The organism is Zobellia uliginosa (assembly GCF_018860745.1).
Lineage (GTDB): Bacteria > Bacteroidota > Bacteroidia > Flavobacteriales > Flavobacteriaceae > Zobellia > Zobellia uliginosa_B.
Genome location: NZ_JAHKPY010000008.1, coordinates 61581 through 87671, shown reverse-complemented (window position 1 = coordinate 87671; position 26091 = coordinate 61581). Strand labels below are relative to the sequence as shown.

Sequence of the window (26091 nt, the reverse complement as noted above, 5' to 3'; positions counted from 1 at the left end):
GCACTACAATTTTCTAATTATACTATAAAATAGCTAACAAAGAAAAAATATTTGCTCTTAAAAATTTTTATAAACTATCCCTTTGGCATTCTGTACTCTTTTTTATCTATGACAATTTTTGCAATTATTTCCTTCAGAATTTCAGAAGTTCCACCCCCTATAGGCCCCAAACGACTATCCCTAAACATACGAGCCATAGGATAATCTTCTATATAACCGTAACCGCCTAAAAACTGTAGACAGTCATACGCGACCTTATCGGCCATTTCGGTAGACTTTAATTTAGAAATGGTTGCTTCACGAACTACATATTCTCCCCTGCCCATTTTATATGCTACTCCGTAATTATATTGCTTACATATATCCATATCTGCATGCAAGTCAACCAGTTTATGACGTAATGCCTGATATTGATTTATAGATTTACCGAATGTTTCCCTTTCAGACATGTATTGCAACGCATACTCCAAAGCATACTCTGCTCTTGCATGGGCGTTAATACCCATAACCAAACGCTCCAAAGCAAAGGCTTCCATTATAAAAGTGAAACCTTTTCCCTCCTCACCCATTAAATTACCAACAGGAACCTTTACATTATCAAAAGCAAGTTCTGCAGTATCCGATGCTCGCCAACCTAATTTATTCAACTTGTTAGAAGAAACTCCTTCTTTATCCAAATCAACTATAAAGATACTTATACCTTTATTTCCTGCAGACGGATTTGTCTTAGCAGCAAGAATACAGTAATCTCCATACACTCCATTAGTAATAAAAGTCTTAGAGCCGTTAATTATATAATGATCACCTTCTCTTACAGCCGTTGTTCGCATACCCGCAACATCACTACCCCCAAAAGGTTCTGTAACACCAAGGCAACCTATTTTTTTGCCATTTACACTAGGCGTTAAATATGCTTTTTTCTGCTCATCATTCGCATTCTTATTCAAATGGGTCATTGCCAAATACTCATGTGCCCACATAGCAGCGGCAAAACCGCCGGAATTTATTCTTTGAAGTTCTTCCAAAAATATTACGGTATAGAAAAGGTCCAAGCCTAAACCACCATAAGTTTCTGGAGTTGCAAGGCCAAAATACCCCATCTCACCAAACTTTTCCCATATGAACGATTCAATGGTTCCCGAAGCTTCCCATTTTTCTATATGAGGTACAACTTCTTTCTTTAAAAAATCCCGGAGACTCTCTCTAAATAATTGATGTTCTTCCGTAAAGTACATGCTTTGCATTCCAATTAAATTTATAGGATCAAATATAACTTAATTCTATCAATCTTCTCCACTGGAAAATTTTCTATTTTTGATAATTCATCAAAAGAAAGTATGGTTCCGTTGTCACTTCTGTAATTTACTATGCTCTCAGAGACATGTTTTTGAAGATATACTAATTTTGAAAGTTTTTTAGCTGATGCAGTGTTAATGTTAATTTTCTCGATTATTGGCTTTTTAATCACTTGAAACCTCTTTAAAGTGCGTACTACAACCTCTGGTTCTAAACCATACACATCATACAATTGATCATTGACCAAAAACCCTCCTAACCTATCTCTAAATTTTATAATTCTAGCCGATAACTTCTCTCCTATTCCATTAATTTCACGTAGATCTTCTGCCATTGCCAAATTTATATCAGAAATAGCACTACTTGAATCGCTCGTTTGAGCAGATTGCCTTTTTTCTTTACTTGACGTTGCGTAGGATGACGTAGATTTTGTTTTACCCTTTGTCCATTCAGGAAACTTAAAATATGGAGAAATAGCTTGAAGTAATGAATCGGAAATTAGTGTGACTTTTTGAAAGTCTTCAGCAGAATTGGCAAATTTCCCTTCTTTTCTAAAATGATGCAGTCTATCTATTTCCTCTAAAGACATACCTAATGTATACCCTTTATAGTCTGTAATAAAATTAGGATTGAAAGGATAAATCTTAACAGCGTCTTTTTTTTGTGCCCTGGCCTTAAGACTGTCTATTTGAAGTTGAAGTTGTACATCCTCTTGAAAACTATCATTACTGTCTACAGGTTCCGAATAGCGGAAAGCAAAGTATGCTACTTGTAGTCCTACAATTATAAACAACAAATAAAAAACCCCACTTCGTTCCTGTTTATTGAATCTAAAGTGGGATTTAAAATTTTTCATCCGCTATATAAAAGGCAAATTATTCCTTAGCGGTTACTTGTTTTTGAAAAAGCTCATTAGCCTTTAATTTCTTCCAGTACACCCCTAAATCGCGTTTAACTTCACCAGACATTATATAAAGACCTATAATATTCGGGAAGGACATGGCCAGAATCATCATATCTGAAAAATCCAATACCGCACCTAAACTTACAGAAGCGCCTATAACTACAAATACCAAGAAAAGCATTTTATAGATCATCTCTGATTTTTTACTTTTTCCAAAAAGGTAAGTCCATGCACGCATACCGTAATAAGACCATGAAATCATAGTAGAAAAAGCGAAAAGAAATACCGCTAAAGCCAACACGTAAGGGAACCATGAAATCTGGCTACCAAAAGCATCTGACGTTAATTGCGCTCCCGCCATACCCTCTACCTCATGCATACCTGTAAAAATAAGTACAAGTGCAGTAAGTGTACAAACAACTACCGTATCAAGAAAAGGCTCAAGAAGCGCTACAAAACCCTCTGAAGGAGGATGATTAGTTTTTGCGGTACTATGTGCTATGGCAGCAGAACCAACACCTGCTTCATTGGAGAAAGCTGCTCTTTGAAAGCCAATTACCAAAACACCAATTATTCCCCCTTTAAGAGCTGATGGACTAAAAGCTCCATCAAATATTGCCGTAAATGCAGGTCCAATATTTTGTATGTTCATTATAATTACGGCCAAAGCCGCAATAATATAAATTGAGGCCATGATAGGAACAACCCTACCGGTTACCTTTGCAATACTATTTATCCCTCCTATAATCACAACACCTACAAGGATAGCCGTAACTACACCAAACCAAAATCCATGACCTACCAATGCCGGAAACTGACCCGCTAATTGCTCAAAAGATTGGTTGGCCTGAAACATATTACCACCACCAAAGGAAGCTCCAATGGCCAAAACAGCAAATAACCCAGCTAGGACCTTACCGAAACCTTTCATATTACGCTTTTCCAGTCCATATCTTAAATAGTTCATCGGACCTCCAAAAACTCTTCCATCAGGTAATATATCTCTATATTTCACACCCAATGTACATTCTACAAACTTGGAAGACATTCCTAACAAACCACAGACAATCATCCAAAAGGTAGCACCTGCACCACCTAATGATACCGCAACCGCAACACCGGCAATATTCCCCAAACCAACAGTTCCTGAAACTGCTGTAGCCAACGCCTGAAAATGGGTAACCTGACCAGGTGCATCCGGATCATCATATTTACCTTTAGCAAGATCTATGGAATGCCTAAATCCTTTAATATTAATAAAGCCCATTCTAATTGTAAAGAATGTTGCTCCTAACACCAACCAGATTACAATAAATGAAATACCATTGGTTATAGGATCTCCATTAGGATGCGTCATTACTAAAGGCTCATCATACTTAATTTCAGCCAAATAGTGTGCCCCTTGTTCTATAACGTGTTTAGCATTTTCGGAATTGTAAATTACTTTTCCTTCTGCTACCAAGTACTTTAACTCACCCGTAGCGGTTGCAGAAACCGTAAGATCTTCCTCGTCATTGCTAGATATAATTGCAATATTTTCTCCTTTTTTAACTTTAGCACCTTCTGGCTTAAGCCATTTTTTAAGTACAAATCTATTTTGAATATCGTTTGTCCATCCCGGGGTGCCTATCAATTTTACATCCGCATAAACAACAGGATCGTATATTCCTATGGCAGCAAATGGATCCCAGAAAAGTATAGAACCCAGCGCTCCTACCGCAGGCGTCATGGTACCGTTAAAAACCTCAGCTATTGCCCCTGTCTCTACTTCAAATACTTTTGTTTGAGAATTACCTGCTGCATCCGTAACTAAAACAGTATATGGCACACCTTCCACTAGTCCGCTTGCTCTTTTTGAAGATAATGGAGTAGATTGATTGCTCCATTTATAAATATAAGGAGGGGTTCCTCCTGTAACATCTACCTCAACTACACCATCATTAATTTGCGATGATGGATTGTAAACTTTGCCTTTTACAACAAGTTCCTGAGAAAAGGCTACTACACTAAGTAGTAAGAAAAACGATAAGGTAAATTTCTTCATATGTATCTTTGTGGGTTCAGTATTGTATCAAGGGTTTAACACAATTTCGGCAATATCTTAAAAAATAGTAACACAATCAAATAATAATGTTCAATTAACGTAGGTTAGTACTAGCCTATCTGAAACATTTCGTTCAATTTTCTTATCTGTTCTGGTCTACCTAAAACAATTACCTTGCTTTTAGGTTGTAATTGCAAATCTGCTTCAGGGTTGATAATGTAATTTCCATTTGGCTCTATATAACCAATTATAGTACATCCGGTTCTCTTTCTGAGGTCTAGGTCCCTTAGAGAATTACATTCAACCTGATCTTTAAAATCCTCAATTGCAACTTCTTCCAAATTAGTCGTATGTTCACCCTCAACGCCCAACTTATCCATAAAAGTAATAAGGTCTGGCATGACAATTAACGAAGCCATGTGATCTCCTCCAATTTTATCGGGCATGATAACCTTATTTGCTCCGGCCAAAAGCAATTTTTTCTGGGAGTTGACCAATGAAGCTCTAGTAACTATAAATAAATCTTTATTTAGTTGTCTTGCTGAAAGCACCACAAATAAATTTGCTGCATCATCTGGAAGCGCCGTTATCAAATAGCGTGCTCGGTTAAGTCCAGCTTCATGTAAAATCTCATCTTCATTGGCATCGCCCTCTACGAACAAAAAATCCTCGTCGTACTTTTCAATTACCTCTTTATCCCTCTCTATTACTACAAAGGGTTTATCATATGCTTTTAGTCTCTCTACTGCTTGCATACCATTTCTACCAAAACCACAAACAATAACATGATTGGTTAAGTTGTCAATTTTATTTTTCACTTTTTTCTTTTTTAGTTCTTGTAGTGAATTTCTACTCAAAATATATTCGGTAATGACTGAGATTGCAAATGCAAAAATGAAAATACTAAGTATAATCAATACCACTGTGAATAATTTCTCTTGGGTATCCATTGGCCCTACTTCGGAAAAACCAACAGTGGTAACGGTAATTATGGTCATGTAAAGTGCGTCCACCCAGGTAAGATCAGATAAGAAGCGATACCCAAAAACGCCAATTAACAACACACTGAACATTAACGTCAGCGCGATATTCATTCTAGATTGAAAGAATTGTGTTACTCTCATAAATCAAATACAGAAGTACGCTTAGTATACACCAAGTCCTTAATACGCAACCAAAAGGCCAAAAATAAATATAGTGCAAAACCAAAACCTAGAGTTACGAAAGCTAGGTAAATAAACGATGTTCTGACCACCCTAGCCCGTATCCCTAATCTTTCGGCTATTCTACGACATACCTCAAAACCTCGTTTTTGAAAATAATAAAGTAATTTATAGAAGATATTCATAACAAAGTTTTGAAACTAACTAGTGGTAAAGTCTATCAAAGTACTTTTTCCAAAATACTCAAAATCAAATTTAACCATTTCAGCTTAATAAATTAGTGCCAATTGCACATTGTAAACATTTGTTTTGCGTACAGTAAAAATTATACAATTGCAATAATGACTGACTTTCTTGAGCATTTGAAGCAGAAAGACCATGAACTTTAAAATTACGGATGACTGTGTTTTCCTCTCTTTTAATATTTGATATGATATTACTTATGTGCTCATTGCATTCCTTACCTTGATATTTGGCATAACAAAATTGCAGTGGTAGAATTACATTTACGATTAAGAGATCTATAAATTTTGATGTTAGCTTCTTACTACTCTTTTTTGATTCTTTACCAAAGGTATAATGGGTATACCAGTATGTACTAGCCGAAACCTTAAATAGTAGGTACATCTCATCTAGACTTGATGCTGAAATTACTTTTTGAAATAGAGACGAATGCAAAGCGTATAAATTAGCCAATTGCGATAAACGGATAGTTGGAAAATTAGGGGGTCTAAGTTTAAAGAATTGAGGTTTAAGAACACTTTCATTTTTTAAACCGTATTTTTTCTTCTGATACGCAAATTCTTTTTTCAATTGAATATAATGCTCATCTAAAACCTCATTTTCTTCCAGTAAATGTGCCATACCAAACAGCAGACTCTCCATCTGAAATATATTTTCCCGCTGCTTCCTAAAAACAGGGAATTCCATAGCAGCCCCGAGGCTTAAAAAAGACGCTCCGTTTATTTTCAGTCCAAAAGTTTTTAAAAGCATGGTAAATAGTACCTGCTCCCAATCGTTATTTGATTTTTTTAAAAGCTCAAAGATAAAATCCGCTTTGTCCTCTAGTCGTTCAAAGTACAATCGCTCTAACCAGCTGTTAACTAAAAAACCATCAACTTCTTTAAGGTCTTTTTCGCAATTGATAAAACCGACGTCTTTCTTTTCAAACAACTTTTGATAGGATTGCAGTAGCTGCAACGAAATGTACTTACACAGTTCTAGAGTAGGTATAGTACTATTATCGTTTCTAAAAACTTCAACATCATCTTCCCAAACCACATGCAATATTACATTATTATAGTTGTCATCTTCTTCGTGATGATGCGCATACCAATCCGAAGATTTTAAATGCATCTCAACATTACCTGCCCATAATTGACCCTCAATATCTATTTTAGCGTTAAAGAAATCAGGGCCTGCTAAATGGTTATGAGTCCCAAAATCCAAAAGAAGCAAACGTTCTCCTTTAGTAGTTATTAAATCTGTAAGCTTCAATTTTTTATACTTCCAAATAAAATGGAGAAGGTCTTCGCGCATAGCAAATGGTTTATTTTTGGAATGTACAATTTAGACACAAAAAACGCAAAAACTAAAAAAGTCTTTATTGAACACCTATTATAGTACCCATTAAAGACTTCATTGTAATTTTGCTAAGAGATAATCCTAACAGTTGTCAAGGAAACAACTACTCCCCTTCTACGGCACCGTTCCAATTCATGAAACCACCCTCAAGGTTATATGCATTTTCAATACCAACACTGTTCATAATAGCACACGCCTGACCACTTCGGTTACCGCTGCGGCAATACACATAGTAGTTCTTGGTTTTATCAAGTTTTTCTATCTCGTTCAAGAAATCTTGTCCAAGGTAAAAATCTATATTTGTAGAATTAGGAATATACCCTTCTTCTATTTCTTCTGGAGTTCTAACATCTAAGACAAACGCATTGTCATCTTTAGCCAACTGCTCTTCCCACTCTTCTTGTGATAAATTCATAATATTATTTTTTATCGCTACTGCGCATATCAATTAAAATTCAAAATTACGGATTTTGGCTCAAAAGCTTTTCCTAATTATTTAACAAAATTTTACCTTCATAATATTTTACCACACCAAACATTCATTATACATTTGTATATACAATAGTTGTAGCGACATGAATGTTGAGAATATTTTAAAGACCGATAAAAAAATCCCTCTAAAGAGTAAGACGCTAATTCACTTTTTATTGGTAAACAACGCGGTCAACGCGGCCTTGAACGCTGCTTTAAAACCTCATGGGGTATCCTTACAACAGTTCAATGTATTGCGCATACTGAGGGGACAAAATGAAAAACCTGCCAGTCTTGCTACATTAAATGAACGTATGGTAACTAAAATGAGTAATACCACCCGTTTGGTGGACAAACTATTATTAAAAGAATATGTAGAAAGAAAGGTTTGCCCTTCGAACCGTCGAAAGATAGAAATACGTATAACTAAAAAGGGATTATCCATTTTAAAAAAAATGGATGAATCTATGTCCAAAGCTGAAGACCAATTACTTCAGAATCTATCAGATCAAGAAATGGAACAACTAAATATATTGTTCGATAAATTTAAATAGAAACACTAATATCAATTAATTTTAAACACCAATTATGAAAAAAGGAGTATTAAGTTTAGCATTCGCTATGATTTTTGGAGTAGCAACAGTAACTGCAACTGAACCAGTGTCTGAAGAAAAAAAAGAAGTAAAGACAGAAACAAGCACTATCACCTGGAAAGCTTATAAAGTAACAGGGTCACATTACGGTACTGTAGATCTTAAATCAGGTTCTTTGGTTTTTGATGGCGATAAATTAACAGGCGGAGAATTTGAAGCTGATATGACTACTTTGGAAGCAACTGACCTTGAAGGAGAATCCAAAGGAAAATTGGAAGGCCACTTAAAGTCTGATGATTTCTTTGGAACCGAAAAGCACACTGCCGCTAAATTGGTTTTCACCAAAGTTGAGCCTACAGGAAAAAATTCTTACGAAGTAACGGGAGACCTTACTATTAAAGGTGTTTCCAAACCTGTAACTTTTGATGTATCTGTATATGGTAGCAAAGCAACTGCTACCGTAAAAGTAGACAGAACTGCTTATGACATTAAATATGGTTCCGGTAGTTTCTTTGACAACTTAGGCGACAAAGCTATTTATGATGAGTTTGACTTAGTGGTTGACCTAGAATTCTAATTAGGTAAAACTATAAAATTTAAGCCCTGCATTTCACATGATTGCGGGGTTTTGTTTTTTTCAAACAAATGGGTTTGTGGTTTTAAAAATGATTTCTATATTTGAACCAATGAACAGAAATAATACAAATACTTGGTGGTGGAACAACTCTCGACAGATATCGTGAGCTAAGCATCATTGTAGTAAAACTATATAAAGGCTTGTCATCACGACAAGCCTTTTGCATTTGAATACTATCAACATGAAGTACAAATTAAAATCTTTCCACAAAAAAATCCTGGCCGATACCATTACGCCGGTAAGCGTTTATCTAAAAATTAGAGACCGCTTCCCTAACAGTATCTTGCTTGAAAGTAGCGACTACCACGCCAACGACAATAGTTTTTCATATATCTGTTGCAATCCTATTGCTTCGATAAAAATTGAGAACGAAACGATTATTGAGCGGTTTCCTGATCAGACTTCGCTAGAAACAGAAATTAATGAAGGTACGGACGTGGTAAATGTCCTGCACGAGTTCAGCAAAAAGTTTGAAGCCGACGAAAGCGATTTTAAATTCATTAATAACGGTATTTTTGGCTATATGGCCTATGATGCTGTGCGCTACTATGAAGATGTAGAACTCACTAAAAAAGACAATTCCATTTCCATTCCCGATATTTACTATGCGGTCTACCAAAACATTATTGCGATAGACCACCATAAGAACGAGGCTTATATTTTTGCACATTGTTTCAACACTGATGAAAACACCTCTGATATAGCACATATTTTAAACGTTCGTACCTTTGCCTCCTATAATTTTTCTTTGGACGCAGAAACCACTTCAAATCTTGAAGATGAAGAGTATAGAGAACATGTACGCTTAGCTAAAAAACACTGCCAACGTGGCGATGTTTTTCAATTGGTACTTTCTCGCAGGTTTTCTCAAGGTTTTAAAGGAGATGAATTTAACGTATACCGAGCGCTTCGTTCGGTAAACCCTTCTCCATATTTATTTTACTTTGATTATGGTGATTTCAAAATATTCGGAAGTTCACCGGAAGCTCAGCTTATTGTAAAAGATGGCAACGCAGAAATCCACCCCATTGCAGGAACCTTCAAACGTACAGGTAACGATGAGAAAGACGCCGTCCTGGCCAAAGAACTCACGGAAGATAACAAAGAGAACAGCGAACATGTAATGCTTGTTGATTTGGCCCGAAACGATTTAAGCCGGAACGGAAGTATGGTAGAGGTTACCAATTACAGAGAAGTACAGTTCTTTTCCCATGTTATTCATTTGGTTTCAAAGGTAGTTGGCAAAAAGAAAAAAGACATTCCTACCATGAAAGTGGTAGCAGATACTTTTCCTGCAGGCACCTTAAGCGGCGCACCCAAACATATGGCTATGCAACTTATAGAAAAATATGAAAAAACCGGTAGAGGGTATTATGGTGGCGCCATCGGTTTTATGGATTTTGACGGTAATTTCAACCATGCCATTATGATCCGTACATTTTTAAGCAAGAACCACCAGTTACATTACCAGGCTGGTGCAGGTATTGTAGCCGCATCGGACCCTGAAGACGAATTACAAGAAACATATAACAAATTGGGCGCACTGACCAAAGCTTTGAAAATTGCCGAAACTATATAATGATGAAAAAGATTTTAGTAATAGACAACTACGATAGTTTCACTTATAATTTAGTTCATTATTTAGAGGACTTAGATTGTCAGGTTATTGTAAAACGTAACGATCAATTAACTTTGGAAGAGGTTGATGATTTCGATAAAATTGTGCTTTCCCCAGGTCCTGGAATTCCTGATGAAGCTGGCCTTCTAAAAGAAATTATAGCCAAATATGCTCCTACAAAAAGTATTTTTGGGGTTTGTTTAGGGCAACAGGCCATTTGTGAGGTTTTTGGCGGTTCGCTAATCAACCTAGAAGACGTTTATCACGGTATTGCTACTGAAATTACACTAACGAAAGACGATCCGAATTTTAAAGGGTTGAATAAAAATTTACTGGTTGGGCGCTACCACTCTTGGGTTGTGGACCCCAATTTGCCAGAAAGCCTAGTAGCCACTTCGGTTGATGATAACGGCCAGATTATGTCGCTGCGTCATAAGGTCTATGACGTTTCCGCAGTTCAGTTTCATCCAGAATCGGTTTTAACACCGGACGGTAAAAAGATTCTTGCCAACTGGTTAGAAAGCTAAACCTGAAAACTGTAAAGAATATAATAAGTAGTACTTGATAGTAGTAAGAACAGTGTCATGAAAGAAATATTAAACAAGCTCATCAATCACGATATCCTCGAAAAAGAGGAAGCTAAAAAAGTGTTGGTGAATATTGCAAAAGGAGATTATAATACGAGTCAGATTGCGGCTTTCTTAACCGTTTATATGATGCGTAGCATTGCCATAGAGGAACTAGAAGGTTTTCGTGATGCACTATTGGAATTATGTCTTGCCATAGATTTATCCGAATACGACCCTATCGACCTTTGCGGAACAGGTGGTGACGGAAAAGATACATTTAACATCTCTACCCTAGCATCTTTTGTAACCGCTGGCGCGGGAGTACATGTTACTAAACATGGCAACTACGGCGTTTCCTCAAAATGCGGAAGTAGTAACGTAATGGAATTTTTAGGAATTAAGTTCAGTAATGAAGCTGACTTCTTAAAAAAATGCATTGATGAGGCAGGTATTTGTGTTTTACACGCTCCTTTGTTTCACCCTGCCATGAAAAATGTAGGCCCCATTAGAAGAGAACTAGCGGTGAAAACATTTTTCAATATGTTAGGCCCAATGGTAAACCCTGCTTTTCCAAAGAACCAAATGGTGGGTGTTTTTAATTTGGAACTCGCCAGAATGTACGGATATCTGTATCAGAATACGGATAAGAAATTTACCGTTTTACATGCTCTAGATGGTTATGATGAAATATCGTTAACAGGTAATACAAAAACTATTTCCAACAATTCTGAAAGCATGTTGAAGCCAGAAGATTTTGGTGTTCAGAAAATAACCCAGTCACAAATTGTAGGGGGTGATACTATTGAAGATTCCGCGCAAATATTCTTAAACGTATTACAAGGCCGCGGTACCGAAGCACAGAACAATGTAGTTTGTGCCAATGCCGGTATTGCCATTGCAACCGTAAAAAACCTTTCCCCAATACAAGGTTTCGAGCAAGCCAAAGAGTCTTTATTTACCGGTAAAGGTTTAATAGCTTTGAAGAAATTACAAGAATTGAGTAAAAACTAAAAGTGTCATCTAAGAGCGCATGAATATTTTAGATAAAATAGTAGCCGATAAACGCAAAGAAGTGAACTTAAAGAAGTCACTTATTCCCGTTTTACAACTAGAAAACTCGGTTTTGTTCTCACGCAAAACGGTTTCTTTGAGCAACGCACTTCGTAATAGTACTAGTGGCATCATAGCCGAGCATAAACGTCGCTCCCCATCAAAATCTGAAATCAATCAGAGCCTGAACGTACAAGATGTAGCCACAGGATATGAAAATGCGGGAGTTTGCGGAATGTCCGTTTTAACCGATTCAAAATATTTTGGAGGTTCTTTAGATGATTTACTGTTGGCACGCGCAGCAGTACAAATGCCGTTGTTGCGCAAAGAGTTTATTATAGACGAATATCAGCTTCTTGAAGCCAAAGCCCATGGTGCGGATGTAATTCTTTTAATAGCCGCTATTTTATCAAAAGAAGAAATAAAGACGTTTTCAGAACTTGCTAAAAGTCTTGATTTAGATGTATTATTAGAAGTTCACAATGAGGCTGAATTACATAAAAGCATTATGCCCAGCCTAGACATGCTAGGGGTAAACAATAGAAATCTTAAAACTTTTGAGGTTAGCTTAGAGACCAGTAAATCACTTTCTGAACTAATTCCAAATGAATTTGTAAAGGTTTCTGAAAGTGGTATCAGCTCCATAGAGGCAATTAAGGATTTAAAGCCTTACGGCTACCAAGGTTTTTTAATTGGTGAGAATTTTATGAAGACCGACAATCCTGGTAAAAACGCCAAGAAATTTATAAATCAATTGTCGTAATTGCGACGCATTAGCAATGACTAAAATGGACTATCATTACACGACCAAAAAAGAAGGGCCTTCCACTATAAAAAGTGCTCCGATTAAACTGAAGGTGTGTGGTATGAAAAAAAATACGGCAGAAATTGCAGGCCTAAAACCAGATTATTTAGGTTTTATCTTTTGGGATAAATCCAAAAGACACTTTTCAGGTCCAATGAAACCCATTCCACACACTATCAAGAAGGTTGGTGTATTCGTAAATGCCAGTATTGAAACCGTCATTGCGCGTATTCAAGATTATGATTTGTTGCTAGTGCAATTACATGGCTCTGAAAGCCCTGAATATTGTGCTGAGCTTAAGCAAAAGGCAAAACAGGTAGAAATCATCAAAGTTTTCTCAATCAAAAATGATTTTGATTTTGAGGCACTAAAGCCTTACGAATCTGTTTGTGATTATTATCTTTTTGATACCAAAGGAAAACTACCAGGTGGAAATGGTTATTCTTTTGATTGGGGTGTTCTAAAAGATTACCCGTCTGCCAAACCTTATTTCTTAAGTGGAGGTATTGGTTTAGATGAAGTAGATTCATTAAAAGAATTTATGACACGGTCAGAAGCAAAATACTGTCATGCTATTGATGTAAACAGTAAGTTCGAAATAGAACCGGGTTTAAAGAATGTTGAGAAAGTAAAAGAATTTAAGAAAGCACTAAGTATTAAGTAAAATACGAATGACTATGAAAACGTATCAAGCGGACGAAAAAGGATATTACGGAGAGTTCGGAGGGGCATTTATCCCAGAGATGCTGTACCCCAATACCGAGGAACTTAGGCAGAACTATATTCGCATTATGCAAGAACCTTCTTTTAAAGAAGAGTTTGACCAGTTGCTGAAAGACTACGTAGGCCGCCCTACTCCACTCTATTTTGCGGATCGACTTTCTAAAAAATACAATACTAAAATATACCTGAAACGCGAAGACCTTTGCCATACAGGAGCTCACAAAGTAAACAATACCATAGGGCAGATTCTTATGGCCAAAAAATTGGGCAAGAACAGAATCATCGCAGAAACCGGTGCTGGCCAGCATGGTGTTGCTACCGCTACTGTTTGTGCGCTTATGGGTATTGAGTGTATCGTTTACATGGGAGAAATAGATATTGCCAGACAAGCACCCAACGTTGCTCGTATGAAAATGTTAGGTGCAGAAGTTAGACCGGCACTTTCTGGGAGCAGAACATTAAAAGATGCCACTAACGAGGCTATTCGCGATTGGATCAATAACCCTGTAGACACGCATTACATTATTGGTAGCGTTGTTGGGCCACACCCCTATCCTGATATGGTGGCGCGGTTTCAATCTGTTATTTCCGAGGAGATCAAATGGCAGTTAAAAGAAAAAGAAGGTCGCGAAAACCCTGATTATGTAGTGGCTTGCGTTGGTGGAGGAAGTAATGCCGCTGGTGCCTATTATCACTATTTAGATAATCCTGACGTGGGTATTATAGCCGTAGAAGCTGCTGGAAAAGGAATAGATACTGGTGAAAGTGCTGCAACATCAGCTCTAGGAAAAGTGGGTATCATTCATGGTAGTAAAACCTTATTAATGCAGACGGGTGACGGACAAATTACAGAGCCGTATTCTATTTCTGCAGGATTGGATTATCCTGGTGTTGGTCCTATGCATGCCAATTTATTTACTTCTGGAAGGGGTGAATTTATATCTATTACAGATGATGATGCCATGAATGCAGGTTTACTCTTATCTAAAATGGAAGGTATTATTCCTGCTATAGAATCTTCGCATGCACTTGCAATTCTTGAGTGCCGAAAATTCAAGCCTGAGGACATTGTGGTCATCAACCTATCTGGTCGTGGTGATAAAGACCTCAACAATTATATTGAATATTTTAATCTATAAAATATATGGGGGAAGTTTCATGAATATGATAACATATGTTCTTGACTATCTTACTCCATCCTATTAAAAAAGGAAAAACAGATTTGAAACTATGGCAAATAGAATCAACACAAAACTGAAAGAAGATGGAAAATTGCTTTCCATATATTTTACTGCAGGATACCCAAAATTGGCTGATACCGTAGAAATTATTCAACAGTTAGAGAAAAACGGAGTAGATATGATTGAAATTGGCCTTCCGTTCAGTGATCCACTGGCAGATGGCCCAACCATTCAACAAAGTTCTACAGCAGCCCTTAAAAACGGAATGACAACCGAAATTCTTTTCAATCAATTGAAAGATATTAGAAAATCAGTTTCCATTCCACTTATTATCATGGGGTATTTTAATCCTATGTTTCAATACGGGGTTGAAGCGTTTTGCAAAAAGTGCCAAGAAATTGGCATAGACGGACTTATTATACCCGATTTACCTGTAGATGTTTATCATGAAGAATATCAGGAGATGTTCGAAAAATACGGACTCATTAATGTATTCTTGATTACACCGCAGACTTCTGATGAACGTATTCGTTTTATTGATTCAGTCTCAAACGGATTTATCTATATGGTAAGTTCGGCAAGTGTTACAGGAGCACAGTCTGGATTTGGTGATGAGCAGCAAACTTACTTTCACCGAATTGCAGATATGAAGCTAGATAATCCTCAAATAGTCGGTTTTGGAATAAGCAACTCCGAGACTTTTGAGCAAGCCACAAAATCTGCAAAGGGTGCCATTATCGGCTCTGCCTTTATCAAACATTTAAATGGTCATGGTGTAGACGGAATTTCAGCGTTTACAAAAACTATTAGATGATAGGCTTCAATTAAAATACACGTTAATGAAAGACCTTATTAACAACTGGAAGATTGTAATACTGCTCTGCCTCACTATTGGCCTTGCTCCCTTTTTTCCTGAGCCTCATATTTGGGGTAAGGTTAAATGGATAATGGGCGGCGCGATAAATATGCAACTCAAAGATTGGTTTGATGTCCTATTACACGGTTTTCCTTTTATTTTATTACTTCGGCTTTTAATACTGAAAATGAGTAAATCCCGTTCTCAATAAAGTACACGCCTTTAATGGCAATTTCTCCGTACATAATTGTTTACGCCATGAAACGATACATATTTGTTCTTTTCTTTCTCGCCGCCTGCTACGGCAATGCGCAAGAAATCAAAATTATAGATACTAAAGATAGTTCCCCCATTTCTTTTGCCACGATATCATTTGGCGATGGGTTAGGCACTTTTGCTGATGAACAAGGCCTTTTCATTTTTTCTCAAAAGAAATATCCGGATATAGATACACTTTATATTTCCGCACTTGGATATAGAGAAAAAATGGTAACTATAGCTAATGAGATTCATGCAGCAACCAATATTGTTTCTCTAGTCCCTGAAGTTTCACAACTTGGAGAAGTCATAGTTTCAGCTCCTAAACAAGGAAAATTTAAATTCAGAAAACAGAAGGCACAAACCCATAAGGACATTTTTGCATGTTGGTTACCTACTGTAGAGAGTGAAGTAGCCGTACTCTTTAATAGATATGAAAATAACGTATCGCAAATTTCTAAATTGTACCTCCCCGTCAATGCAGAGTCCGAATATAAATCTAAAGGTAAAGGGAAATTCGCTACTATTTTTAGAGCTCAATTCTACGAAAACAATAATGGAACTCCAGGAGCCGGTATTCCCTACGAGAATGTAGTTTTTGCTTTGGATGAAAAAGCCGATAAGGTTTTTGAGCTGGATTTACTATCCAAATCTATTTTCATACCCGAGTCTGGCATTTTTGTTTCTATCCAAGTTTTAGGATATGCCAATACTAACGGAAAACTAGTTGAGACCAAAAAATACCGAGAAATAAAGACTGCCCGAGGTATTCAAAAAATATCTACTTCATTCCGACCATTATTACCATTCGTAAAAGGTGAAGCCAATCAAAGGACATTTGTACGCCGCATATTTTTTAACGATAAAAAATGGCAAGTTTTTGACCGCAACTATAATCCCAACTCAAAATTACTTCAAACCGGACATCGCAATTACGGTATGGGTGCCGAGTTTAAGGTTTATGAGGATTGAAAAGTAAATCCACTTTACCCTAAAACAAAAAAGCCCTTACTTTAAAAGTAAGGGCTTCATTTTTATGCTGAGTTTCTACTGGCATTAATATTACCGTAGAGCGAGCGAGTGACGATTTTTTCATACTCGTCTTTAAACCCTTTGTCTTGTCCTATTTTCTGCAATGCAAACTGCTGAATAACCAATAACGGAAGAACAATATTCTCACGTATTCTGATTGACTCACGAGAAATAGCTTCATTTTCCATCAAAATTTTACTTCCTGAAATCAGAAGTAACATTTTCTTAGACAATAGATATTCTTCATGAAGAATATTCCAAAAAGCACCATACTCTTCATCCTTCTGCATATAGCTCGTAAGCTCAAAATAACATTTAGAAAGAGACATCATACTATTGCTCATTAAAGCTTTAAAGAAAGGAACTTCTTTATACAGTTTTTTAAGCTCTGACAGTCTGCCTTCATCCTTAATAGTTTGAATAGCTGTCCCCAACCCAAAGTAACCAGGAACATTTTGTTTCAACTGACTCCATGAACCTACAAATGATATAGCTCTTAAATCAGAAAGCTCTAACTTTTTCTTATTACCTCTCTTACCCGGTCTACTGCCAATATTTGCTTTTTGATAGTATTTTAAAGTACTTCTGTTTTCTAGGTACGGCATAAACTTATCATGCTGCTTAAGCGCATCATATTTGCTAAAACTCAACTCAGAAAGTTGTTCTATTAGTTTTCTATGCTCTTTAGAAATCACATTCTCTTTACCAAAAAGGTTATTTGAAAGTCCCGCAGTCAATAATTGCTCACTGTTGTGAATAAATTGCTCGCTGGTACCATACGTACTTGTAATGGTTTGTCCTTGGATGGTTAACTGAATTTCATGATTGGCAACAGTCTTAGTCTGTGCAGCATAAAAACGATGTGTTTTACCACCACCACGTGCCGGTGGGCCACCACGTCCGTCAAAGAAAATAGCGTTGAATCCATTTTTATCACAGACTTTTGACAGTGTTTCCTTAGTCTTGAAAATAGCCCAGTTGGCTTTTAAATAACCACCATCCTTGGTTCCATCGGAAAAACCGAGCATAATGGTCTGATTTTTATTTCTTCTTTCTAAATGTGCATTGTATTCAGGTAGATCAAACAGCGTTTGCATAGTTTTCTCTGCACCATCCATTCCGATCATAGTTTCGAATAAAGGCACTATGTCAAAACTGATTTCTTCTTTCTTCCAACCACACCATCTGAACAATCCAAAAACGAATAATACTGAAAATATATCCTCAGAATTACTAATAATATAACGATTACAACCGTCTTCACCATTAGCATCCTGAATACCTTTTAATTGTTTTATATTAGTTATGGTATCCTTAATTATATCCTCAGAATAATCAGCTGCATTAACTGTTATATCTTTATTTATAAGAATATCAATCAGTTCATCCTGCGAAAGCTCATTGATATCTTCCTTAATCAACTTATTCTTTTTCAGAATAGTTTCAACTGCCAACAAATGCTTGCTGTGATCCTGTCTAACATCTAACGTAGCAAAATGGGTCTTGAAAATTTTAACCTTATCAATAAATTTTTCTAAATCCTTTAAATAAAGGCTATGATATTTATTGACCAATAACTCTTTTGTATCCAGTAGTGGTTGTAAAATATCATCATATCCTACTGTTTTCTTAGAATCGAACATAGCAGCATACAAGTTCCTTCTAAGCTTTTGCAAGGGTTCTTGAACATCTTTAAAGGTTAACTTCTCTTGAATGATTTTTAAATCATTGTAGTAGCACTTCATTAAGGTAACACGAAGTTCATCTGAAACATCTTTAGTAATATCTGCAGTTACAAAAGGGTTACCATCACGATCTCCTCCAGGCCAAAAGCCTAATTTCATGATATTATGATTCTCAAAATCTGCTTTGTTGATATTCTCTTTAATATAAGAGTAAAGATCACCCACCGCATTGTAATATACATGGCGCAGAAAATAAATAATATTCTTTGCCTCATCTAATGGTGTAGGTTTTTTAGAGTTAATCAAAGAGGTAAGACCTAATTGCTGTAGTGCAATATCAATATCATCTATCTTATCCTCTAATATAAGAGAACGTAATTTTTCAATTATATCTAATATCGCTGGGGTATAGAACTGGGTAGGATGCGCAGTAAGTACCAAACGTGCGCTAAAAGTGGATAGCTTTTTGGATACCTTGTCCCAACTTTTGTTTTTATCAACTAACTGAAAGTAATCCTTTATAGATAGTGAACTTGTGTGCTCCTGTAGCTTAGGAAAAGCAGCATCCTCAACACTATCATACAAAACCACCTGTCTTTCTACATATTGGATGATTTTGAACATAAAATCGATTTGATCCTTCTCTGATTTTATTTCCACGTAATTCTGAAAAAACCCTTCTAGAATTTCTTGAGGGTTAAGACCAGAACTTAAGCCTTTTTGGCATTGATCCAACAATAATGGAATAAGCATACCCACATTCTCAATATCCCGATAGGGCAAATTTAAGAACAGACTATTGTAAACATTAAACTTATTGTTGACCGATGTTTTAAACTCAACCAATCTTTCTGAATGCGGCATAGGTTATATTAAAATTTAAAGACAATTATATATCGATTTCGATTCGTAAATATCGGTAATAATCCACGACTATTACCACTCCAATACGTCTTATAACAAAAATACAGTGCTACACCACAAAAACAACACCCTTGACAACAATAATTACCCAGAAGTAGAACAAGGCAGTACCTTTACCATGTAATTAATACCGAATCAAAATTTTTCATTTTCATATAGTGTTCTCGTAAAAGAGTCTTGTCGTAACCGATGAGACTCTTTTTAGTTTATGACTATTTCATTGGTGTTTTTTTAATGGGAAATAAGATAGATATCTTAGGAAGTAAACTACCTCAAGGCAAGCCCATTAAGAATTAAAAGAAATACACTTGGATTTCGAGGCAAGCCTTAGATCATTTAATCTTGATTATCGAGTAAAAAAATCGCGGTACTGCATAACCCGAAAATCCAATGTGTTGAAATTGACATCTGCAGCTTTCATCCGTTTATAAGAGTCCAAACTGCCCACCGCCCTATTTGCCGCTCCTGATGGCGCTGTTAGAGAAACGGTTCGTATGATACGTTTTGATTCAGGAAGTTGTAGTTCGTACACACGTGGCACTTGGTCAGAAATCGTTTTCAATTTTATTCCTGTAGATTTCAAAAGTTGCCTAAAAAAATATTCCGGCCCGTTTTTACTAACGCCACCCATAAAAAGTACAGTCTGTATATTCGGATATTGCTCTAAATAAAATAATAAATCTCTTAAGCGTACATTTTTCATTCCCAAATCCGATGCATCTACTTTAATACGTTCGGCACTGTCAACTATATCGCAGACCCCTATTTTATTGGATAATAAAAAAATCTTACGTTGTTCAATGGCCAAATTGGTGTTTTCATACACTAATCCCAGCTCAAATATCCGATCCAGTATGGGCCAGAGCATACCATTTCTACTGCCATAGCAAAAGTCTACATCGTCTTCCTTTAGCTCTCCCGTTGTAAACCTTGGAGGAGGAAGCGTGCCAACAATAAGTTTTTCCGCCTCCTCAAAAACAAACGGTTCATACGGGTGCGTGTGTAAGAACATAAATATAAGTATCCCTATTTTAAGGTAAGAACCAAATCTTCTGAATTTACCAAAGAACCACCTTGCAATTGTATCTTTCCTACTATCCCTTCTGCCGTAGCCGTTACTGTAGTTTCCATTTTCATGGCTTCTATTACGAACAAAGGTTGGTTTCGTTTTACCTCTTGACCGGCTTTTACTAGTACACTAGAGAGTAAACCTTGCAATGGTGCACCTATTTGTTTTGGGTCAGTAGAATCTGCTTTAACATTTTCTTGTTTATCAACTTTTACAGAAGTGTCCTTAATTAAAACATTCCTAAGTTGTCCGTTGATTTTAAAGAATATACTAACGTTTCCTACTTCATCCGGCTCCCCTTTTATCATCAACGAAATAAGAACATTTTTCCCGCCTTCTAGCTCTACCATAATTTCTTCGCCCACATCCATTCCGTAAAAGAAGTTCTTGGTTGGTATGTTCACCACGTTGCCATATTTAACGTGATTGTTATAAGCATCTGTAAATACCTTAGGGTACAGTTTATAGGATAAGAAATCTGTCATTTCAAGATTTCTTCCCATTCCTTTTTTGAACTTTCTTTTGAAGGATTTAAACTCCTTATCAAAATCTATAGATTCTAGATGTGCGTTGGGCCTATTCGTATAAGGCTTTTCATCTTTTAGCACAATCTTTTGTAATTTCTTAGGAAAGCCTCCGACCGGTTGTCCTAAATCTCCCCTAAAAAAGCTTTTTACGGATTCTGGAAAAGAAATATCTTCACCTCTTTCCATTACATCGGCCACTGTCAGATTATTACTTATCATATATTGCGCCATATCACCAACCACCTTCGAGCTTGGCGTAACCTTTACAATATCTCCAAACATTTGGTTGACCTCAGCATACATTTTGGTCACCTCCGTAAACTTGGTTTCAAGTCCTAAGGCAATGGCTTGCCCTTTTAAGTTGGAATATTGACCCCCGGGAATTTCATGGTGATACACATCTCCCGTTCCCGATTTTAGACCGGACTCAAACGTATAATAATAGTTTCTGACCGATTCCCAATAATCTGAATACTCCGCTAACTTGTCCGTATTCATTTGATTTTCCCTTTCATTAAAACGAAGCATCTCTAACGCCGAATTAAAATTAGGTTGTGACGTCAATCCTGAAAGTCCCCCTAAAGCTACATCTACAACATCCACCCCAGCCTCAACTGCTTTTAAATAGGTAGCGGTCTGCACCGAAGAAGTATCATGTGTATGCAAATGGATAGGAATATTTATCTCCGACTTTAATGCTGAAATCAGTTCAAAAGCAGCATTCGGTTTTAAAAGTCCCGCCATGTCTTTTACGCCCAGAATATGGGCTCCGGCATTCTCAATATCTTTCGCTAGTTGAATGTAGTATTTGAGGTCGTATTTGGTTTTAGAAGAGTTTAGGATATCACCTGTATAACAAATTGAACCTTCTGCAAGACCCCCAGTTCGATTACGAACGTGCTCAATACATGGAGCCAGGGATTTCATCCAGTTTAGGGAATCAAAAATCCTAAAAACATCCACACCCGTATTCCAGGATTCTTCTACAAATTTCTCAATCAGGTTGTCGGGATAAGCGGTATATCCAACTCCGTTGGATCCACGGATAAGCATTTGCAACAATACATTGGGCATTGCTTTACGCAACAACGCCAGACGTTCCCATGGGTTTTCGTGTAAAAATCGCAAACAAACATCAAAAGTGGCACCACCCCATACTTCCATAGAAAATATTTCAGGATGGTTCTTGGCATACCCCTCTGCAACCTTCAACATATCTACCGTTCGCATCCGGGTAGCCAGTAAACTTTGATGGGCATCACGCATGGTGGTGTCCGTAAAATGCACTTTTTTCTCTGCTTTTAACCATTGGGCAAATTTCTCGGGGCCCAGTTCGGTCAATATATCCTTAGTTCCTTTAGGGTAACTTTCCATCTTTGAAAAAGATGGCACTTTAGGTTTTGTGAATTTACGGTTGGGATCGTAATTTTTAACGTCAGGATTACCATTAACAATGGTTTCCCCTATAAATGTAATAAGTTTATTGGCTCTGTTCCTAGGTTCTACGAACTCAAAGAGTTTGGGTTCATTTTTAATAAAGTTTACCGTTACCTTGCCTTCGCGAAAAGTATCGTGTTTTAAGATATTATCCAAAAATGCCATATTGGTATTCACCCCACGAATACGGAACTCCGCCAGAGCACGCCTCATTTTTCTGCAACAACCATCCAATGTACGACTATGTGCGGAAACCTTTACCAACATGGAATCAAAAAATGGAGAAATAACCACGCCTTGATAGATACTGCCCGCATCTAAACGAATACCAAAGCCAGAGGCACTCCTATAGGTAGTTACAACACCATAATCTGGTTTAAAATCATTTGAAGGGTCCTCTGTAGTTACGCGACACTGTAGTGCTATCCCGGTCACCTGAACAGACTCTTGATTCTGTATTTTAATTTGGGTATCAGACAATTTGTATCCCCCAGCAATGAACAACTGTGCCTTTATCAAATCAATATTGGTAATCATTTCGGTAACCGTATGTTCTACCTGAACACGAGGGTTTACTTCAATGAAATAAATGCTTCCATCATCGTCTACAAGAAACTCAACAGTACCAATATTATTGTAGTTTACTGCTTTACATATGGCGATAGCATACGCATACAAACTATCTTTAGTCTTTTGAGGAAGTCCAAAAGAAGGCGCAAATTCGATTACCTTCTGATACCTTCTCTGCACCGAACAATCTCGTTCATACAAGTGAACCATATTACCATGGGTATCGGCAACAATCTGTACTTCTATATGTTTTGGATTCTCTACAAACTTTTCCAAGAAAACTGTATCATCCCCAAAAGCATTCAACGATTCCCTTTTTGCTTCAGGAAAGCCTTTTTCAAGTTCTTCTTGGGTTCTGATAACGCGCATTCCACGACCACCCCCGCCAGAAGCGGCTTTTAACATTAACGGATAGCCAATTCTATTCGCTTCGGAAATAGCCGTTTTTACATTATTTAAATCTTTGTCACTACTTTGAATTATAGGAATGTTATTTGCGACCGCCACTTCTTTAGCGGTAATTTTATCGCCCAAGGCTTTCAACACAGAAACCTTAGGTCCTACGAATACAATACCGTTATCCTCACATTTTTGAGCGAACTGGGCATTTTCAGATAAAAATCCGTACCCAGGGTGAATGGCATCTACATTATTCTCCTTTGCCACTTTTATAATAGCATCAATATCCAAGTATGGTTTTAGCGGTTCGTTGTCCTCGCCAATTTGGTACGATTCATCTGCTTTATAACGGTGTAGCGAATAACGATCTTCGTAAGTATAAATACCAACAGTACGCACTCCTATCTCAACACAGGCTCTAAAAATACGTATAGCAATTTCACCTCTATTCGCTACTAAAACCTTTTCTATCTTCATTTATGTGTTGTTTAAATTCGTTTTTTAAACCGATTCAAACAAACTTAACTTTTTTGACTTAGTATAGCAATATGATATCCTTATTAATTAAATGAATTTTGTATTGTTTTTGAAGTAGTACAAGTGATTTTTAAACACTTAATTAGAAATTTTCATTCAAATACCTTATCTTAAAACAAAGAAGCAATGATATGGGAAGAGGAGATAAAAAATCTAGACGGGGTAAAATAGCAAATCGCTCATTTGGGGCAAGGCGTCCAAGAAAAATCAAGAAACGCCCTACCGTAGAAGATAAAATAGGTCTTAAAAAAAAGAAGTAGGTAATTATCTAATGAAAACGGGCTCGTTTTCTTTTACCGTATGTGCCTCACTATATTCATACTCATCGTAATTAAAGGCTTTTAGGTCTTCTAGTGTTTGTACATCCTTATCTATAATATAGCGTACCATAGAACCACGGGCTTTTTTAGCGTAGAAACTGATAATTTTTAATTTATCATTCTTCCAGTCTTTAAAGACAGGTGAAATTATTGGCACCTTTAAATTCTTTTTATCTATTGCGCTAAAATACTCATTGCTAGCAAGATTAATAAAAAGCTCATCATCTTTCATTTCTGAATTTAACTCATCCGTCAAGGTCTTTTTCCAGAACTCATAAAGATTCTTTTTCCTACCCACTTTTAAATGTGTGCCCATTTCCAAACGATAGGGCTGCATTAAATCCAAAGGGCGTAAAATACCATAAAGACCTGAAAGGATACGCAGTGATTCTTGTAACTTTTCTACCTTACGAGAAGGCATGGTGTAAGCATCCAACCCTTGGTACACATCTCCGTTAAAAGCATAAATGGCAGGACGTGAATTCTTGAGTGTAAAAGGTACCTCAAAATCTTGATTTCTCTGCCAATTTAACTGCGCCAAATTATCCGAAATTCCCATTAGTTCAGATAGCTCTTTTGGTTTTTTCTTAGCCAAAATCCTATTTAGCTTCAAAGCTTCTTCCAAAAATTGAGGCTGTGTTTCCTTAAATCTAGGATATTCCTTATCAAAATCTAACGATTTTGCTGGTGATATAACAATCTTCATAGTAGTATCTGTTTTCAAAAACTTGGAGTAAAAATACTGATGATAATCAATATAACCTATGGCTTAGGAAAAGACTTATTGATATGGGTATCAATGATTTTTATTGCTTATTTGCTATGTTGCGAGTAATGTCTCCATTTTTCTATGCACTCTACCATATCTTGTGGAATCTCAGAATCAAATCGCATCATTTCCCCTGTTACAGGGTGTACAAATCCCAACGTTTTTGCGTGCAATGCTTGGCGAGGTAAAATCTTAAACGCATTATCTACAAACTGCTTGTATTTCGTAAATGTAGTTCCTTTTAAAATTTTGTCGCCTCCATAACGCTCATCGTTAAAAAGTGTATGTCCAATATATTTCATATGCACCCGTATCTGGTGTGTACGCCCTGTTTCCAACTTACAAGACACCATGGTTACATAACCTAAACGCTCTATTACAGAGTAATGGGTAACAGCTTCTTTACCATCATCCCCATCAGGAAACACCTGCATTTGAAGACGGTTTTTTGGATTTCTGGCAATATTGCCTTCTACAGTTCCTTCATCATCTTGAACATTACCCCAGACCAAGGCCACGTATTCGCGTTCTGAAGTTTTATCAAAAAATTGCTTTGACAAATGAGTCATAGCCGCTTCTGTCTTAGCCACTACCAAAAGCCCTGAAGTATCTTTATCAATTCGATGCACAAGACCTGGACGCTCACTACTATTGTTTGGCAAATCTTTTACATGATATAAAAGTGCATTTATGAGGGTCCCAGAATAATTACCGTGACCTGGATGCACAACCATGCCTGCTGGTTTATTCACTACTAAAAGCACATCATCTTCATAAACAACATCAATAGGAATATCTTCTGGCACCAAAAGAAATTCGTGAGGCGGATGTTCAAACAACACCTTTACCTCATCTCCCGGTTTTACTTTATAGTTTTGCTTTACAATAACGCCGTTAACCCAAATATGACCACTTTTTGCAGATTGTTGAATTTTATTACGGGTGGCATATTCAATGAAGTTCATTAAGAATTTATCTACTCTTAATGGTTCTTGTCCCTTAGAAGCTATGACACGATGGTGCTCAAAAAGCTCATCATCGTTCAGCTCTTGATTTTCTGGTGTTTGCAT

At 36.8% G+C, this 26091-nt stretch carries 24 protein-coding genes; 12 read left to right on the top strand and 12 right to left on the bottom strand.

The features are described 5' to 3' along the window. Positions 1-74: 74 nt before the first annotated feature. From KO521_RS11220 to KO521_RS11195, 7 genes are all read right to left on the bottom strand, one after another. Positions 75-1244 carry an acyl-CoA dehydrogenase family protein gene (locus KO521_RS11220; RefSeq protein WP_215940018.1) on the bottom strand — a complete coding sequence of 390 codons (1170 nt, stop codon included), beginning with the start codon at positions 1242-1244 and terminating at the stop codon, positions 75-77. A gap of 11 nt (positions 1245-1255) precedes the next feature. Continuing rightward, on the bottom strand, positions 1256-2152 hold the full coding sequence (locus tag KO521_RS11215; protein WP_215940017.1) for a ComEA family DNA-binding protein: 897 nt from the start codon (positions 2150-2152) through the stop codon (positions 1256-1258). Positions 2153-2171: 19 nt separating this feature from the next. Next, positions 2172-4244: an amino acid carrier protein gene (locus tag KO521_RS11210; protein WP_215940016.1), complete on the bottom strand. Its 2073-nt coding sequence runs from the start codon at positions 4242-4244 to the stop codon at positions 2172-2174. Positions 4245-4354: 110 nt separating this feature from the next. Next, a complete protein-coding gene (locus tag KO521_RS11205) occupies positions 4355-5368 on the bottom strand; it encodes a potassium channel family protein (protein WP_215940015.1) in 1014 nt (337 codons plus the stop codon). Beyond that, positions 5365-5592: a PspC domain-containing protein gene (locus KO521_RS20450; protein WP_252730044.1), complete on the bottom strand. Its 228-nt coding sequence runs from the start codon at positions 5590-5592 to the stop codon at positions 5365-5367. Before KO521_RS20450 ends, KO521_RS11205 begins: the two co-directional genes overlap by 4 nt. A gap of 79 nt (positions 5593-5671) precedes the next feature. Further along, positions 5672-6946, bottom strand: coding sequence for a DUF2851 family protein (locus KO521_RS11200; RefSeq protein ID WP_215940014.1), 1275 nt, complete (start codon positions 6944-6946; stop codon positions 5672-5674). A gap of 148 nt (positions 6947-7094) precedes the next feature. Continuing rightward, a complete protein-coding gene (locus KO521_RS11195; RefSeq protein ID WP_252730042.1) occupies positions 7095-7406 on the bottom strand; it encodes a rhodanese-like domain-containing protein in 312 nt (103 codons plus the stop codon). A 160-nt stretch (positions 7407-7566) separates the two neighbouring features. Here KO521_RS11195 and KO521_RS11190 point away from each other — a divergent pair, with 160 nt between their 5' ends. The 11 genes from KO521_RS11190 to KO521_RS11140 all read left to right on the top strand — a co-directional run bounded on the left by KO521_RS11190 (position 7567) and on the right by KO521_RS11140 (position 16724). Then, positions 7567-8016 (top strand): MarR family winged helix-turn-helix transcriptional regulator, encoded by a 450-nt coding sequence (locus tag KO521_RS11190; protein WP_215940013.1) that lies wholly within the window; start codon positions 7567-7569, stop codon positions 8014-8016. Positions 8017-8050: 34 nt separating this feature from the next. Continuing rightward, entirely contained in the window at positions 8051-8632 is a 582-nt protein-coding gene (locus KO521_RS11185) for a YceI family protein (RefSeq protein ID WP_215940012.1), read from the top strand. Between the two features lie 241 nt (positions 8633-8873). Beyond that, complete coding sequence (locus KO521_RS11180) at positions 8874-10271, top strand: anthranilate synthase component I family protein (RefSeq protein ID WP_215940011.1); 1398 nt, start codon at positions 8874-8876, stop codon at positions 10269-10271. Between the two features lie 2 nt (positions 10272-10273). Continuing rightward, on the top strand, positions 10274-10837 hold the full coding sequence (locus tag KO521_RS11175; protein WP_215940038.1) for an anthranilate synthase component II: 564 nt from the start codon (positions 10274-10276) through the stop codon (positions 10835-10837). 57 nt (positions 10838-10894) lie between these two features. Continuing rightward, complete coding sequence (gene trpD / locus KO521_RS11170; protein ID WP_215940010.1) at positions 10895-11890, top strand: anthranilate phosphoribosyltransferase; 996 nt, start codon at positions 10895-10897, stop codon at positions 11888-11890. A gap of 19 nt (positions 11891-11909) precedes the next feature. Next, positions 11910-12692 (top strand): indole-3-glycerol phosphate synthase TrpC, encoded by a 783-nt coding sequence (gene trpC / locus KO521_RS11165; protein WP_215940009.1) that lies wholly within the window; start codon positions 11910-11912, stop codon positions 12690-12692. Between the two features lie 103 nt (positions 12693-12795). Beyond that, positions 12796-13398, top strand: a complete 603-nt coding sequence (locus KO521_RS11160) for a phosphoribosylanthranilate isomerase (protein WP_252730040.1) — start codon at positions 12796-12798, stop codon at positions 13396-13398. Positions 13399-13411: 13 nt separating this feature from the next. Continuing rightward, positions 13412-14596, top strand: coding sequence for a tryptophan synthase subunit beta (gene trpB / locus KO521_RS11155; RefSeq protein ID WP_155597531.1), 1185 nt, complete (start codon positions 13412-13414; stop codon positions 14594-14596). 91 nt (positions 14597-14687) lie between these two features. After that, positions 14688-15452, top strand: coding sequence for a tryptophan synthase subunit alpha (trpA, locus tag KO521_RS11150; protein ID WP_215940008.1), 765 nt, complete (start codon positions 14688-14690; stop codon positions 15450-15452). 25 nt (positions 15453-15477) lie between these two features. Beyond that, complete coding sequence (locus KO521_RS11145) at positions 15478-15705, top strand: hypothetical protein (RefSeq protein ID WP_215940007.1); 228 nt, start codon at positions 15478-15480, stop codon at positions 15703-15705. 47 nt (positions 15706-15752) lie between these two features. Further along, positions 15753-16724 (top strand): carboxypeptidase-like regulatory domain-containing protein, encoded by a 972-nt coding sequence (locus tag KO521_RS11140; RefSeq protein ID WP_215940006.1) that lies wholly within the window; start codon positions 15753-15755, stop codon positions 16722-16724. 62 nt (positions 16725-16786) lie between these two features. Here KO521_RS11140 and KO521_RS11135 read toward each other — a convergent pair whose 3' ends face one another. From KO521_RS11135 to KO521_RS11125, 3 genes are all read right to left on the bottom strand, one after another. Further along, positions 16787-19333 (bottom strand): phosphoenolpyruvate carboxylase, encoded by a 2547-nt coding sequence (locus tag KO521_RS11135; protein ID WP_215940005.1) that lies wholly within the window; start codon positions 19331-19333, stop codon positions 16787-16789. Positions 19334-19739: 406 nt separating this feature from the next. Further along, positions 19740-20405: a uracil-DNA glycosylase family protein gene (locus KO521_RS11130; protein WP_215940004.1), complete on the bottom strand. Its 666-nt coding sequence runs from the start codon at positions 20403-20405 to the stop codon at positions 19740-19742. Between the two features lie 14 nt (positions 20406-20419). Beyond that, entirely contained in the window at positions 20420-23872 is a 3453-nt protein-coding gene (locus tag KO521_RS11125) for a pyruvate carboxylase (protein WP_215940003.1), read from the bottom strand. A gap of 191 nt (positions 23873-24063) precedes the next feature. On the opposite strand from KO521_RS11125, the gene KO521_RS11120 reads away from it, so the two are divergent. Next, positions 24064-24192, top strand: coding sequence for a 30S ribosomal protein THX (locus tag KO521_RS11120; RefSeq protein ID WP_215940002.1), 129 nt, complete (start codon positions 24064-24066; stop codon positions 24190-24192). 4 nt (positions 24193-24196) lie between these two features. Here KO521_RS11120 and yaaA read toward each other — a convergent pair whose 3' ends face one another. Together yaaA and KO521_RS11110 are read right to left on the bottom strand one after the other, a co-directional pair. Beyond that, positions 24197-24958, bottom strand: a complete 762-nt coding sequence (gene yaaA / locus KO521_RS11115; RefSeq protein WP_215940001.1) for a peroxide stress protein YaaA — start codon at positions 24956-24958, stop codon at positions 24197-24199. A gap of 107 nt (positions 24959-25065) precedes the next feature. Then, positions 25066-26091, bottom strand: coding sequence for an RluA family pseudouridine synthase (locus KO521_RS11110; RefSeq protein ID WP_215940000.1), 1026 nt, complete (start codon positions 26089-26091; stop codon positions 25066-25068).